The organism is Pseudoalteromonas sp. GCY, from assembly GCF_016695175.1.
Lineage (GTDB): Bacteria > Pseudomonadota > Gammaproteobacteria > Enterobacterales > Alteromonadaceae > Pseudoalteromonas.
On sequence record NZ_CP068023.1, the window covers coordinates 2,389,984 to 2,404,039 of the forward strand.

Here is a 14,056-nt window from a genome sequence, read left to right on the forward strand (position 1 = left end):
ATCGGCGCATTAATACGCCGATATCATCGTGCCCAAAACGAATGTCCTGCAGCTAGAAGCCAAAGATACTGAATGCAAAATATTTAGTTGCAACGGTATTAATGAAAATAGCCAACAGGATCACTGGGATGAATGTAGATAGAGAGAAATTAATATATTTCTCAGTAAAGCTACCTACGTACCCCTCTGCGCCTTGTGCAAGTTCCTCATTCAAACCAGATTTTTTCCAGCGATAAGTAACGAATAGACACAACAGCAAACCATTCAACGGTAAAATAGTGTCGTAAAACACGTCGTAGACTAGGTCAAAGAAGCTCTTCTGAGCATCGCCATAACTTACAAAACTTGTAAGCCAATCCACCATTCCAAAGGACATAGTAGATAGCACAGTTAAAATACCTGTGGTCAACGCTAAGATAATCAATGCCTTTTTACGTGAAATACATTTTTCTTCCATCAAAGTCGCGGTAGGCACCTCGACAATTGACACTAATGACGTTATCGCGGCAAAGAAAACCAGCAAAAAGAAAGTACCAGCAACGATTGAGGCACCGACATAACCAATATCATCTTGTAAAGCCAATAACAATTTAGGTAAGTAATCGAAAATCATAGATACTGAAGAGTCCGATAACTTACTTGGATCTGTATTCGGATTGAAACTAAAGATAGCTGGAAGCACCATCAGACCTGCGATGAATGCCACTAATGAATCTGTAATAGCGACCATTTTAGAGCTGCCAACAATATCGTCTTTCTTGGAAATATATGAAGCATAAGTTATCAAAATACCCATACCCAAAGACAGTGAAAAGAAAGCCTGTGACAGTGCGCCATTTAGCACACTTGCATTCATCTTTTCAAAGTCAGGAACGATATAGTAACGAACACCTGCCATTGCGTTATCAAGGGTTAGCACGTAAGCAACAAGGCCAATCAACATGACAAATAGCGCTGGCATGAGTAACTTAGCCGCTTTTTCGATCCCTTCTTTTACACCACCAACCAAGATAAGATTAACGATAACGCCCACAATCAACATATAGATAAAGACGTTGGTATCATTGATAAACGTACCAAAGTACTTCGGGGAGGCAAGTACATCTAAGTTACCTAAAGCTGTTTGCGCCAAAAAGCCAAAAATCCAAACGGTAATAACCATATAGAAGACGGCAATCATAAACGGCGTGAGTACAGCCAAAAATCCAGCTATTGACCACTTTTTATCATGATTAGATAGCAGCTTATATGCGCCAAACGGGTCTTTTTGAGCCTTTCTACCCATTGCCATTTCGGCCATCATGACAGGTAAACAGATAAACACTACAAATAGTGCATAGATTAGTAAAAATGCCCCACCACCATTTTTTGCGGCGGAAACAGGAAAGCCGACTAAGTTACCAATACCAACAGCAGAACCCGCAGCGGCAAGGATAAACCCTAATCGGGAGCTAAAATGCTCACGGTTTGCACTCATTGCAATCAACCTTATTATTATTTTCTACAAATATCCGAAGGACTCTACCAGTCAAGCTGAGTGTTTTTCAAGTTTAAATGTCTAATCACCGAAAAACTCAGTGTACATTTACTTTTGCACTGAGGGCGTTTTATCATAGTATTGATAAACGGCCCTGAAAAGCCGACAAAATACGTAAAAATAACAATAATAACCTAGAAACCAATCCGGAACTAATACTTATGCTTTACATGATCTATTCAACCGACGCTGAAAACTCATTAGAAAAACGTCTTGCTACGCGCCCTGCTCACTTAGCTCGTTTAGAAGAATTAAAACAACAAGGTCGATTGTTTGCAGCAGGTCCGTTACCAGCTATAGACTCAGAAGATCCTGGTGAAGCCGGTTTTACGGGGTCTTTGGTTATTGCTGAGTTTGAAAACTTAGAGAGTGCGCAGCAATGGGCGAGCGTCGATCCCTATATTGATGCTGGTGTCTATACTGCTAGTATTGTAAAACCGTACAAGCGAGTTCTGCCATAGAAGTTTACTGAACGTTAAGTTCAGCAAAGGTTAATTACAAAAGCACTAAATTTGTTTGAGATTTATGAAGTTTAGACACTTAGTATCTATGAAACTGTGGAGCTTAAAATGCGATTGCAACTCACTCTCTTAGCGTTGTTCTTGGTGTTCGCTTCGAGTGTAGCAGACGCCAATAGCCGCAATGATAAGAATGTAAAGACAATTACAAAAAAAGAAGCTGTGTCTCTGGCGCTAGATAAGTACGCTGGGAGGACACTTAAGATTTCTGAAGAAAATCAGTTTTTTGTGGTAAGAATTCTCCAACCAGATGGTCGAATTGTTGACTTAAAAGTAAACAAGAAGACAGGTGAAGTAAATAAGGACTAAGGATGCGTATTTTAGTTATCGAAGACGATATTCAATTAGCAGAAAACCTGCGAAATGCATTAGAGAAAGAAAAATATAGCGTTGACTTGTGTCATGATGGTGAATCTGGATTATTTCACCTCGAAGAATACCCGTTAGATATGGCAGTGATCGACCTCGGTTTGCCAAAACTTGACGGTATTGAAATTATCCGTAGAGCTCGTGCTAACGGCGTTAAGATCCCTATTTTGATCTTAACGGCACGTGACCGCTGGCAAGACAAGGTAGAAGGCCTTGATGCGGGTGCTGATGACTATCTCACTAAGCCGTTTCACGTTGAAGAACTGATTGCACGCTGTAACGCACTTATTAGACGTAGTGCTGGACAAGCGAACCCTGAAATTAGCATCGGTCCAATTAAAATCCATACTCGTTCACAGCAAGTTTGGGTTAACGATAACGAGCTATCATTAACAGCCTACGAATATAAAGTTTTAGAATACTTGATGGTTAACCCGCAAAAAGTCATTTCTAAATCTGAACTCACAGAGCACATATACGATCAGGACTTTGACTTAGACTCTAACGTCATTGAAGTGTTTGTCTTAAGACTGCGTAAGAAGCTAGATCCTGATGGCACTCTGAACCCTGTTGAAACCCTTAGAGGACGTGGATATAGGTTCAAAAATCAGTGGTAAACAGCTCTCAAATTTCGCTTAAAATAAGACAAGGATTTATCCTTGTCTTTGTGCTTATTATTGCCCTTCCCGCGCTGTTTTTCTCCGTGGGCAGGGCTTATTATTCTTCTTTAGTCGATGCGACTGAAAAAACATTGGAAGCCCACCTCTATTCACTTATCTCTGAAGTCGAATTTGTCTCGAACGGACTCGAAATGCCTCGCAGTATTCTTGCACCTGAGTTAAACAGACTGAATTCTGATACTTATGCACTGGTCTATCAGGATAATTCCCTAGTTTGGTATTCCGAGTCGGCCGTAAACCTCTCAATTTCACCTGACTTTTCAGAAAATCAGGCTGGAGCATCTGAGTTTAAGCGAGTTGAATATAATGGCGTACTGTTTTGGCAACTTAGCCTGACCGTTATTCTCGGAAATGCAGAGCAATCGCAGCAAGCCCGCTTTGTACTTTTAAAGAAAAATGACGCGCTGATGGAGTTAATGTCAGGGTTTAGAAACACCTTGGTCAACTGGATGCTGGTTATGGGAGTGGTGATAGCCGGATTGATGGCATTTGGGTTTGTCTGGAACGCAAGGCCGCTGCAACGACTCGATAGAGAAATCAAAGAAATTGAGGCAGGCGAGCGCGATAAGATCACGGGTCTTTACCCCGTCGAACTCCTAACAATCAAATCCGACTTAAACCTACTACTGGAATCTCAAAAGCGTCAAAAAGAGAGATATAGAGCTTCACTTAGCGACCTTGCGCACGCGTTAAAAACTCCCCTTGCGGTGATCAAATCCAGTCCACTGGCAAAAGATGCAGACGCTCAGGAGCAACTAGACAGAATCAATGCGATGATCGAACATCAATTGAAACGTGCTGCAACGGGCGCATCCGATACATGGAAGAAACAAACATCAGTAAAACCCGTACTAGACTCAATACTCAACGCCATGACTAAAGTGTATCACGACAAGCACATTCAATTTTCATCCGAATGTGGTGAGGAGGTCGCATTTCTTGGCGATAAAACGGATTTAATGGAAATTCTTGGTAATATTATAGATAACGCCTGTAAAGCATGTGGCTCCTTGGTCGATATAAAAGTAAGTGCACCTAAAAAGCGCCTACTAATCATAGAAGTAGAAGATGATGGTCCAGGCATTCCAGAGCATAGTCGCTCAGAGCTGCTGACCAGAGGTGCAAGATTAGACACCTATGAAGCTGGCCACGGCGTAGGAATGGCTATCGTATCTGATTTAGTTAAGTCGTATCATGGCTTGATGCAAATCGGTACTTCCAAACATGGTGGCGCGAAATTTACGATAGAGTTTAACCATGAAAAGAATAATTAGCAGTCTATTGGTATCGGGATTAACCTTTTTTGTGATTGCAGACGACGATGTCACACTACAAGACTGTACGAAGTATGAGTCAACGCATCCGGAAAAAGCAAAAAAATTCCTCATGTGTCTTGATAGTAATATCAACTTACTTGAACGTCATCGTCAAACCTGGATCACTAAGTTATTGCTTGATACTAAAAAGTATCAAGCGGACACTGGTAATACTCAGATCTTGCCAATTATGGAACGTGCCCTTCGCAATCAGGAGGAATATATGGAAGACAGTTGCCGGTGGCGATACTTACTAGACATGCCAAACGCGACGCGCTCAGCGACAGCTTATAAAAATTGCAAAATTGCATTTTTAAAAGCGCACATCATCGAGCTAAAAAGCAGTAAAGTATTGAAAGAAGATTTGAATCTCTAGCGACATTTTTGATTGGATTATTAGGTGGCGAGCCTTAATAACCTGAGCTTCAGGTAATAACGAATAAAATGCTTAGTAAAGGAGCTACTTGTAGCTCCTTTTTATTTGCCGAGTATCAGCGTTGTTAAGATGGTCTATTATCGGGTTGTTCTGAACCGAGAAGAATTGCAAGCCATTTACCCTCTTCACTGGTTTCAAGGGCAATTTTCACAACCATGGTAAGTGGAACAGAGAGCAGCATTCCCACAGTTCCGAGTAACCAGCCCCAAAAGATTAACGAGAGAAACACTACTAAGGTCGATAAACCTAACCCTCGACCCATAAACCTCGGCTCAATAATGTTGCCCATTAAGGTATTAATACAAATGTAACCCACCGCAACAATGCCACTCACCAATGGTCCTTGTGTCACTAAGGCCAGTAAAACGGGCGGTACTGCTGCAATGATTGAACCTATGTTTGGTATATAGTTAAGCAAAAATGCAACTACGCCCCAAAGCACGAAGTAATCAACGCCTAACGCCCATAAAAAAACAGCCGCTACGACACCTGTCGCCAATGACACAAGCGTTTTAATCGCCAAATAGCTATTGATAGAATCTAAAAATCTATCAATTTGCTGCATTTTCATCTCTGGATCGTCTAGGGCAAGATGCACTTTGTGGCTCAAAGAAGGTGCCTCAAAAAGCATGAAGACGACGATAAGCAAAATTAAAAAGCTATTTGCCATCACACCACCAAAGCCAGTCAGCATGTTGGTGGCCACATCGATTAGCTTATTTGGGTCTAGCATGCTAATAAGTTGTTGTTTATCCAATAAGATATTGTAGTTCGCCGCAGTACTGACCAACCAAACGAACTTTTCTTGTAAATCTTCTTTATAAGTTGGCAGCTGCTTGGAGAAATCATTGACTGATTGCCCAACAAGCCCACCAATACTTGCACCTATTAAAATCACAAGTGCGATAATCACCAGAATGGCCAGCCCTTTTGGTATTTTAAAGCGAGCCAAAAACTTGAGCATGGGATTACAGATAATCGCAATAAATGCAGCTAATATAAACGGCACGACAATCTCAGACGCGAGCTTGATACCACCTAACACTAAAAATAGCGAGGCCAAAACCACCAGCGTTTTGTTAATTCCAGTCAGTGAAGACACAGTTCACTCCTTTTGCTTTTTTACCATTCTAAAACAAACCACCTATAATGAAAATGAGTGATCTAACTCCTTGCTAAAACGTAGGTTTATTTGATTACAATAAAGAGTATTGATAATGAATATATTCATAACAGGCGCAACAGGATTAATTGGTAAAAAGTTATGCCAATTTTTAATACACAAACATAATCTGATTGTACTGACCCGTTCGCCTTCAAAAGCAGCAAGCCTATTACCCAGTGGGGTTAGCTGCGTCACCGATACCGATGATGTTGACTTTAATGAGCTTGATGTGGTCATTAATCTTGCGGGTGAACCAATAGCCGATGGCCGGTGGAACAAAGAAAAAAAACAAGAGATCTACAATAGCCGGATAAAAATCACTGAGCAAATCGTTGCAGCGATAAATACTGCGACGTCACCGCCCAAGGTGTTTATTTCAGGTAGTGCAATAGGTTTTTATGGACGCCAACCGGATAACTTGACCATCACTGAAGATTTCAAAGATTACCATGATGAATTCTCTCATAGGCTATGCAAAGATTGGGAAGATACCGCCTTTAGAGCCGAGTCCAGCCATACTAGAGTCTGCATATTAAGAACAGGTATTGTGCTTTCAAAATCGGGGGGGGCTTTGGCAAAGATGTTGCCGCCTTTTCAATTTGGCGTTGGCGGTCCGATTGGTTCAGGAAGACAAATGATGTCTTGGATCCATATCGACGATATGATTCAGGCGATACTGTATATCCTTAAACATGACGAGATCTGCGGTGTTATTAATGCAACAGCCCCTAATCCAGTATCTAATAAGCAACTTTCTCAAGCCTTAGCAAGCGCAATCTCACGCCCTTGCCTATTTACAGTACCACCATTTGTCCTCAAATTGGCATATGGCGAAATGTCAGAATTGCTATTGTACGGGCAACGCGTCGTACCAAAAAAGCTTCTCGATGCAGGTTATCGATTCCGCCACGATCACATTGAAGGTGCCTTGAGCGCACTTAACTTATAACTTTTGTGCAATACCTTCTTCTGGCGCTATATAGAGCTTTTCTCGCGTTAAGACTTTGTCCAGATAATGTTTGGTTTCATCATACGGTAAACTTTTGTCTAGCGCCGCTAGTACGTTTTCTGGCGAGAGTGAATTAATGATCTTTGCTGCTTTTGTGATTGATCTCGAGTCATCCGCATTAAACACACGGGCAACATTGCCAGCTCCCGTATTGTAAGCCGCAATGATGCAATACTTACGACTAATTGGATTCTGTATTTTACTCAGGTAGCGTTTATCGAGAATATTCAGGTAAGCTGTCCCCGCTTCAATATTATTGTCCGTCACATATAAATAAGGCGCCGACATAGGTTCATCGCGATTGTACAACATACGATTCACATCAACGCCCGCACTCGTCGGTACTATCTGCATCAAACCAAACGCTGGAATGTGTGACTTTGCCATTGGGTTAAAGTGGCTTTCGGTGTGCATAACCGCAAAAATTAAACTTGGCTCAATGTCAAAGCGCTTCGCTTGTGCATTCACTTGGCTAACATAACGTTCTGCTCGATGCTTGGAAAGTTCAGTATGTTTGGGTAGTTTAAGCACGATTTCAGATACGACTGTTGCTTCACTCTTACCGGTATTACTTGCAGTTTCTAATAGCTTTTTAAGACGTTTTTGCTTTAACAATTCAAGCTTTTTCTGTTGCGCTTGTTGTTGAGCCTCTGCTAATTTTGTATCTTCGCCGTCAATGATGGCCTCATCCGTCTGGCGTTCTATATAACGTTGCTGTTGTTCGAATTGGCTATCTATTTGCTTTTTCGCTGCGATCAACGCTTTTGCACGAGCAGCGTTATCCACTTCTCGTTTTGTTGTTTCACTTTGGTTTATCGCGAGCGTATCAGCATTAAATACATCAATTACTGCACGGTCTTTAGCAATAAATTCTTTATATAGGGCTTGAAGTTGAGCCTGAGATACCTTTTCATCTTCCGCATGCCTAATGCTTACTACCAACTCATTGGCTTCAAAGTCGACAACCATTCTGGATGATAAATCGTCACTGTAGGTGACAAATGCAGCTTGATCAGAAACAGTTATATCTCCCCATTGTTGGATCACGTTATCACGAAAGGCATCGTACTCTTCAAAATGCTCTTCGACATAATCAGCAAACTCACTTAATTGTTGGCGTTTATATTGCTCAAACTCGCTTAGCTCTTCATCACTAGGTTCGGAGGTTTGCCAACGTGACATTTTCTCTGACAGCTCTTCAAAAAGCTGGGCTTGACTCGCCACCGCACTTGGAATGGCACTTAACGCCATGACTAAAAATGAGTATACCGATTTGCGCATAGAGCGTTCCTTTCAAAAAATTAAAGCGTGAAACTCACGCTTTAATTAGTTAGCCTTGCAATTTCCTTCTCAAGATCTTTTTCCGCTTTGTAAGCTTTAAATTCTTGATATAAAAACTTTTCATCCTGAGGGTTTACACTGCGCTTACTTTCTTTGATCAAATCTTTGAAAAGCTCTTTAGTCTGATCAGGTGATAACGTCGTCAATGCACAGAAGTAGTCTTTACCAGAAATATCGATAACATCGGCCTTAACGATACGAGAGCCATTTAATGTTTGTTTGGTAAGTTGTTTGGATACAGAGCTAAAGGTTGCGCCTACCGTTGTGTCCTCGTTTGCATCTGTACGGTTCGCGAATGTCTTATCAAGGCCTTCGATGCGTGTTTCAATCTGTTGAGCAAGAGCAAGACGTGCATTTGCAACCGCCATTTTTTGATCGATTGAAATATTGCCCGAGTATTTCACACAATCTGCTGCCGCTATACCATCTTCGATTGTTGGATTGAGAACCCATTCTGGAATATTAACTCTTGGACTTGAAGCCGCATCGTCTTTACTTGAACTACAAGCCGATAGTATCCCTATAACGGCCACTGATATAAGTAGTTGTTTTGCTTTCATGTTGGGTTCCTTAATTGCCCTGATTACGGAATAAAATTTATCAAAAAAATCATTGATTAACAGTAATAAATTGTAAAAACGATTTTTAACAATTTAGCACTTTCAATTCAATTTTTTACTATTTAATTTATTGTTATATGATTGAACACAACAACACTGCCATTATAAGAACAAGTATGCAAGGAATGCGATTCCAAATTGATTTATATAACTTCATGATAAAACTCTTGATCTTTACAGGTTGCTTGATGCTGAGCGGCTGTAACTTGACCCCTAAAGCCAACAAGCAGGCAATAGAATACGCGGAGCAAGGAGATTTTATTTCAGCCCAACAGCGTATTGACTATGCCTATAAAAACTCATCTCGTGACGAGCTATTGTATTATCTTGAATCCGGTATGTTAGCTCATTTACAACACCATTATGAATTAAGTAATCAACATCTTTCTCACGCAAAGGAAATCATTGAAGCCGCCTACACTGTCAGCATCAGCGACCAGCTTTTTTCTACTTTTACTGGTGCAAGTTACAAAAAATATACTGGCCGCGCTTTTCATAAACCCATGATCCATACATTAATGGCGCTTAATTATGTGTCGTTGGCAAACGCGTCGAAGGTAAACCGTGTTGCTTTGTATGACTCTGCACTGACAGAAATGCGGCAACTGGACTTATATCTCTCTCAATTACAGCAACAAACCGGAGGCTATGTAAATCAACAAAAAGCTGGAAGTAATATTGAGCAAATTTTTAAAGCTGTTTTTAATCAACCATTTATCAGCAGTGAACTTGAGTATAAAGACGATGCATTTGCACAGTATTTAAGTGGCGTTTTATATGAGCAACAAGGCGAGCTAGATAGTGCTCGGATCCAATATGAGCGAGCGGTGAGCGCATACAAAAATGGCTTTAGTAAACAATACAAACTAGGTCAATATGCAGGTCAACAAGCACAGCTAGATCTCAACAGAATGGTTGCAGACAAGGAAGAAAACTACTTCACATTAGTTCAAAGCTTAGGTGTATCACCGCAGCGCAAAGAGTTTAACCTTTACCTTAGACCTGATGAAGAGGCACAAGCGATAGTGATTACACCGATTTATTGGGGAACAAAAGAAGAACGCCAAGCCCAGTTCGCATGGTTTAATTTAATGTTTGCTGATACCAGCTTGTTTGATCTCATTCAAAACTATGCAACAGGTGACTTTAGTGATGTTGTACTGGGCACTGTCACAAAACGCTTACCTCTCGGTGATAAATTATGGCAAAAAGCCGTTGACGAAGGGGTGATTGATGCACTCAAGTATGGCAGTAGAATTTCCGTTACTTACTTACAACCTCATAAAAACGATATCCAACATGTTGCGCTTTTCGCTAACGGACAAAAACTTACAGAATTGCACCCCTTTTATTCGGTAAACTTACTCACACTGTATGACGCGCTAGGTAATGCCAATATGGAAATTTACACCGCTATTTCTCGAGAAGTATTAAAAGCAGTCACAGCAAGTAAAGCTATAACGCAAGTTGGCATCCAGCAGAACTCGCTGTTGGCAGGGCTTGCTCAGCTAACATCGTCTGTCACCAACGCTATTACAGCGGCTGCAGACACAAGACAATGGCAATCTTTACCAGGTGAAATTAGAGTGGCTCGAGTGAAATTACCCGAAAATACCACTCACCTGCAATTGCAAACCCAATTAAGGACTGGCAGAGTGATTAAACAGGATATAGCGCTGTCTCAAACAGCACCGTTGCTTAGCCACATTCGCACCTTCACAGGTGTAGCTGAACCAGAAAAACAAAATTATTTATCATCTTTAACTAACATGGACTGAATACATGAAGCCTAAATTTGCAGTTAAATTAGTTGTCCCAATGCTCATCGCGTCTAGCGCAGCGATGACGGGTTGTTCTTCAACAACCAAAGTGAGTCGCGTGGACACCAATGAAGAAATAGCGCTTTCGGATAAATGGAATGCCAAAGACTCTCAGTTAGTTGCTGAAGCAATGATAAGCGATATGCTCGGCTTCCCTTGGGTACGTGAACATCGTGCCAAAGAAGGCACTCGACCCGCTATCATTATTCAATCTGTTCGTAACAAGTCGCACCAGCATATTGCAGTTGACACTTTTTTGAATGACCTCAAGCGCGCCATATTGCGAAGCGGGCAAGCTGACTTCGTCGCAAACCGCTATGTACGAGATGAAATTCGTGAGGAAAGGCGAGACCAAGAGCTTAATTCAAGCCTCGAAACTCGTAATGAGATCGGCCAAGAGCAAGGTGCTGATTATGCACTATCCGGCACGATTAACTCATTTGTTGATGAACAAGGTGGTAGTCGAGTCACTTTCTACCAGGTAGATCTTCGATTAATAGATATGACGACTAACCGAGAGGTGTGGAATGGACAGAAGAAAATTCAAAAACTTCAAGAGCGCAGCGGGTATGGTTTCTAAGCGTCTAGCCTTACCTCTGTGTATTCTACTTAGTTTATCTGCCTGTCAGTCTACTAAGCAGGCTGTTGCAAAGGAAGAAAGCTTACCCACTTGGGCTACACAGCAACCGAGTTCCGATTATCTAGTGTATGGCGTGGGTTCAGCAAGTCATATTGTAGATAGGACAGAAGCCAAACTTGCTGCCCAAGAAGCAGCTAGATTGGCGATAGCCAAACAGTTAAATGTGGAAATTGAAGGAGCGACACAAGTTGCTCAAAGTCAGGCTAACGGCGATTTTTCGTATCGAGTGGATGAGATTTTATATTCTCGAGTCCCAAGCATACAATTACAGGGGGTGAATATTGAGCAGGAGTTTTACTCCTCAGAGCAAAAAACAGCCTATGCCCTTGCCTCATTTAACAAGGTTGAGTCAAGAATGCACGCGGAGCTTGATATTAGACAACTTGACGAAGAGATCAGTAACGCGACTATTTCGGCACTAACCAGTTCAGAAAAATTAAAAGAAGCGATGGCAATTAAGCGACTAATTGCCAAAAGACGCAAAGCAAACGAATATCACAAGCAATTAGGTGGCGGTAGTATTGCCATACCAACCTCTGTGAGCAACAAAAACAAAATGCTGAATGATTTTATTCAGTCATTAACTTTTAGTATTTCATCAACGTTTTGGGGGCAGGAGTCTATCCGCAACCAGTTAGCCGAAAGCTTGACTAAGCAAGGTCTTACTGTTGTGGGTGAAAAACAAAGTGCAGACTTTCAAATTGACTTTAGCGTAGATTTCGAAGACGTAAAGAAAAACAGCACTTATTATGTTTTTGCCTACTCGAGCTTAACACTCATGGAAAACGATAAAGAAAAGGCGCATGTTTCTGCACAAATAAAAGCTGCGTCTAGTTTTGAGAACATGGCTAAGTCTAATGCTGAAGAAAAGTCAGCAAAAATGCTAAGCAAAAAGCTGACGATGTTAATCATTGATAGCAAAATCTAAAGTAAGGCCCTTTTATAGGGCCTTACTTATCTCTTCCTAAAATGACTTCACCACTTTAACGCTGCTATCTGCGGCCCCCGAAGACACAAACCCAATTAGGTTAGGGTTACTCGCAACGAGTTTAAGTACCTCAGCATCATCGGCGGCTTCTTTTGGCGGTGTCCCTTTTCCCGTAAATACTAATTTTGACCAATAAGCTTTAAGTTGACTTGATGACTTATTAAGTACCTTTTCATTAAACTCATCGGTTACCGCCGAGCCATCAGCCTGTGTTATCGGAAGTGCTTTAGAGCCATCGGAGAATGACTTTGATTTACCGATAAAAATTTGCTTAATTTCGTTTTCATCAAGTGTAGAAGTATTGGCAGGATTGACAATGACATCCACGGCTAGGCAACTAAAAGAGCTGCAAAGTAGAGTAAGTAAAAATAATTTTTTCATGCTTCTCTCCTTAAAATACCATGTCGATGCCAATTGTAATGGCTTTACTATCACCTGCGACCGCTAAACCAACGGAGTTATCCTCTACCTCATCGTACTGAATCTTGAAAGCGGCGGAGGAATGGAAATCCCAACGAACCCCAAACGAAGTGGTTTCATGGCTTTCGGCATCCTCGCCCTCCCCTTCAAAATCTGCGTAAGATACAAATGGCGTGATATTGTCAAAGCGATAGCCCAGTGTCAGCATCTTGGTGTCTAGATTGCCGTCTAAGTCCAACCGATTTAGCTCAGATAAAATAAAGAAATTTCCCCAATCTGCATTTACTGCTAAACCATAAAACTTACCATCTCGCTCATCACTCCCCTCCCATAAAACAGGCTCTCCAGAGCGATACCGCTGGTTGGTGTAACGCATATGGGTTAAACGCACTTCAAGCCAATCATTACTGGTTTGAATTACGCCGCCTAGGATGTCTTTCCAGATTTCTCTAGTTGGCTCTTGAAAGAAAAACTCGCTCAACAGCTTATTGTCATCATCGTCTTCTTTACCGGCGTAAATATTCCCGCTCAATGACCAGTCGCCTATACTGCCGCTGTAGAGCATATTGATGCCATTATAATTAAAGATTTGCCAGGTGTAGTTGTCCGCGGGTGCACGCATCCAAATATAGGCGTAACCCACATCATAAAAGTCGGAATAATAGAATAGCGGTAAGCGCTTTTTACCTGCTTGGAAAGTCCAATTCTCATTAATCTCATAGGACAAATAAGCCCACTCAAACTTTGCATCAAAATCGTCTGCGCCGCGCGCAACAATTTGACCAGTAACACTTAAACCTTCGGTTAGATCAGCACTAAATTGAAGGCCCATCAGTGTTTCAGGTTCAAATGAGATATCCTCGTCGTAAACACTGACGATAGGATAATCGGCGAGAAATATTGGATCGTTTATTCCGAATTGTGGAACACCACTTCCGCTCAGCACCTTACCAGCATTGATACTTGCGAATCCGGAAAAGTTAACCTCTGCATGCCCTGAAAAACAGGCAAGGCAAAGGGTACAACCTAAAGCTAGTTTCATCTTCATTGTGATTCATCCCAATTGCTTGCTCTACAAGTACTACATTGCAAGTATAGTTAAATTTAAAAAAATGCTAGCAAAAGCAGAAAATTAATAGAAATCTTTGCATAAAAAGGGATAAAATAGGAACAAAAAAGCAGCTTACGCTGCTTTTT

The 14,056-nt window shown here is 41.4% G+C and carries 15 protein-coding genes; 9 read left to right on the top strand and 6 right to left on the bottom strand.

What is annotated here, in order from left to right:
* Positions 1-52 precede the first annotated feature (52 nt).
* Positions 53-1,477: a sodium-dependent transporter gene (locus JJQ94_RS15835; protein WP_099028710.1), complete on the bottom strand. Its 1,425-nt coding sequence runs from the start codon at positions 1,475-1,477 to the stop codon at positions 53-55.
* Between the two features lie 221 nt (positions 1,478-1,698).
* On the opposite strand from JJQ94_RS15835, the gene JJQ94_RS15840 reads away from it, so the two are divergent.
* The 5 genes from JJQ94_RS15840 (at position 1,699) to JJQ94_RS15860 (ending at position 4,796) form a co-directional block, all read left to right on the top strand.
* The gene (locus JJQ94_RS15840; protein WP_099028711.1) at positions 1,699-1,998 is read left to right on the top strand and encodes a YciI family protein; all 300 of its coding nucleotides are present in this window, start codon (positions 1,699-1,701) and stop codon (positions 1,996-1,998) included.
* Between the two features lie 108 nt (positions 1,999-2,106).
* A complete protein-coding gene (locus JJQ94_RS15845) occupies positions 2,107-2,364 on the top strand; it encodes a PepSY domain-containing protein (protein WP_099028712.1) in 258 nt (85 codons plus the stop codon).
* A gap of 2 nt (positions 2,365-2,366) precedes the next feature.
* Entirely contained in the window at positions 2,367-3,041 is a 675-nt protein-coding gene (locus JJQ94_RS15850) for a response regulator transcription factor (RefSeq protein ID WP_099028713.1), read from the top strand.
* Positions 3,035-4,378 carry an ATP-binding protein gene (locus JJQ94_RS15855; protein ID WP_099028714.1) on the top strand — a complete coding sequence of 448 codons (1,344 nt, stop codon included), beginning with the start codon at positions 3,035-3,037 and terminating at the stop codon, positions 4,376-4,378. Before JJQ94_RS15850 ends, JJQ94_RS15855 begins: the two co-directional genes overlap by 7 nt.
* A complete protein-coding gene (locus JJQ94_RS15860) occupies positions 4,362-4,796 on the top strand; it encodes a hypothetical protein (protein WP_099028715.1) in 435 nt (144 codons plus the stop codon). Before JJQ94_RS15855 ends, JJQ94_RS15860 begins: the two co-directional genes overlap by 17 nt.
* A gap of 124 nt (positions 4,797-4,920) precedes the next feature.
* Here the strand turns inward: JJQ94_RS15860 and JJQ94_RS15865 are convergent, their stop codons facing one another.
* Positions 4,921-5,958, bottom strand: coding sequence for an AI-2E family transporter (locus JJQ94_RS15865; protein WP_099028716.1), 1,038 nt, complete (start codon positions 5,956-5,958; stop codon positions 4,921-4,923).
* Positions 5,959-6,073: 115 nt separating this feature from the next.
* On the opposite strand from JJQ94_RS15865, the gene JJQ94_RS15870 reads away from it, so the two are divergent.
* On the top strand, positions 6,074-6,970 hold the full coding sequence (locus tag JJQ94_RS15870) for a TIGR01777 family oxidoreductase (RefSeq protein ID WP_099028717.1): 897 nt from the start codon (positions 6,074-6,076) through the stop codon (positions 6,968-6,970).
* On the opposite strand, the gene JJQ94_RS15875 is transcribed toward JJQ94_RS15870, so the two are convergent.
* Both JJQ94_RS15875 and JJQ94_RS15880 read right to left on the bottom strand, forming a co-directional pair.
* Entirely contained in the window at positions 6,965-8,311 is a 1,347-nt protein-coding gene (locus JJQ94_RS15875) for a transglycosylase SLT domain-containing protein (protein WP_099028718.1), read from the bottom strand. The two genes, JJQ94_RS15870 and JJQ94_RS15875, sit on opposite strands and share 6 nt — an antisense overlap.
* 41 nt (positions 8,312-8,352) lie before the next feature.
* Positions 8,353-8,931 carry an LPP20 family lipoprotein gene (locus JJQ94_RS15880; RefSeq protein ID WP_039497557.1) on the bottom strand — a complete coding sequence of 193 codons (579 nt, stop codon included), beginning with the start codon at positions 8,929-8,931 and terminating at the stop codon, positions 8,353-8,355.
* 176 nt (positions 8,932-9,107) lie between these two features.
* Here JJQ94_RS15880 and JJQ94_RS15885 point away from each other — a divergent pair, with 176 nt between their 5' ends.
* Genes JJQ94_RS15885 through JJQ94_RS15895 form a run of 3 tightly spaced genes read left to right on the top strand, consistent with a single transcriptional unit; the run spans position 9,108 to position 12,379 of the window.
* Positions 9,108-10,769 carry a hypothetical protein gene (locus JJQ94_RS15885; RefSeq protein ID WP_099028719.1) on the top strand — a complete coding sequence of 554 codons (1,662 nt, stop codon included), beginning with the start codon at positions 9,108-9,110 and terminating at the stop codon, positions 10,767-10,769.
* A gap of 4 nt (positions 10,770-10,773) precedes the next feature.
* A complete protein-coding gene (locus JJQ94_RS15890; RefSeq protein WP_017219134.1) occupies positions 10,774-11,391 on the top strand; it encodes a penicillin-binding protein activator LpoB in 618 nt (205 codons plus the stop codon).
* The gene (locus JJQ94_RS15895) at positions 11,339-12,379 is read left to right on the top strand and encodes a hypothetical protein (protein ID WP_236596492.1); all 1,041 of its coding nucleotides are present in this window, start codon (positions 11,339-11,341) and stop codon (positions 12,377-12,379) included. Before JJQ94_RS15890 ends, JJQ94_RS15895 begins: the two co-directional genes overlap by 53 nt.
* A gap of 36 nt (positions 12,380-12,415) precedes the next feature.
* Here the strand turns inward: JJQ94_RS15895 and JJQ94_RS15900 are convergent, their stop codons facing one another.
* On the bottom strand, positions 12,416-12,820 hold the full coding sequence (locus JJQ94_RS15900) for a phosphate ABC transporter substrate-binding protein (protein WP_099028721.1): 405 nt from the start codon (positions 12,818-12,820) through the stop codon (positions 12,416-12,418).
* A 10-nt stretch (positions 12,821-12,830) separates the two neighbouring features.
* The gene (locus tag JJQ94_RS15905; RefSeq protein ID WP_099028722.1) at positions 12,831-13,907 is read right to left on the bottom strand and encodes a porin; all 1,077 of its coding nucleotides are present in this window, start codon (positions 13,905-13,907) and stop codon (positions 12,831-12,833) included.
* Positions 13,908-14,056 lie beyond the last annotated feature (149 nt).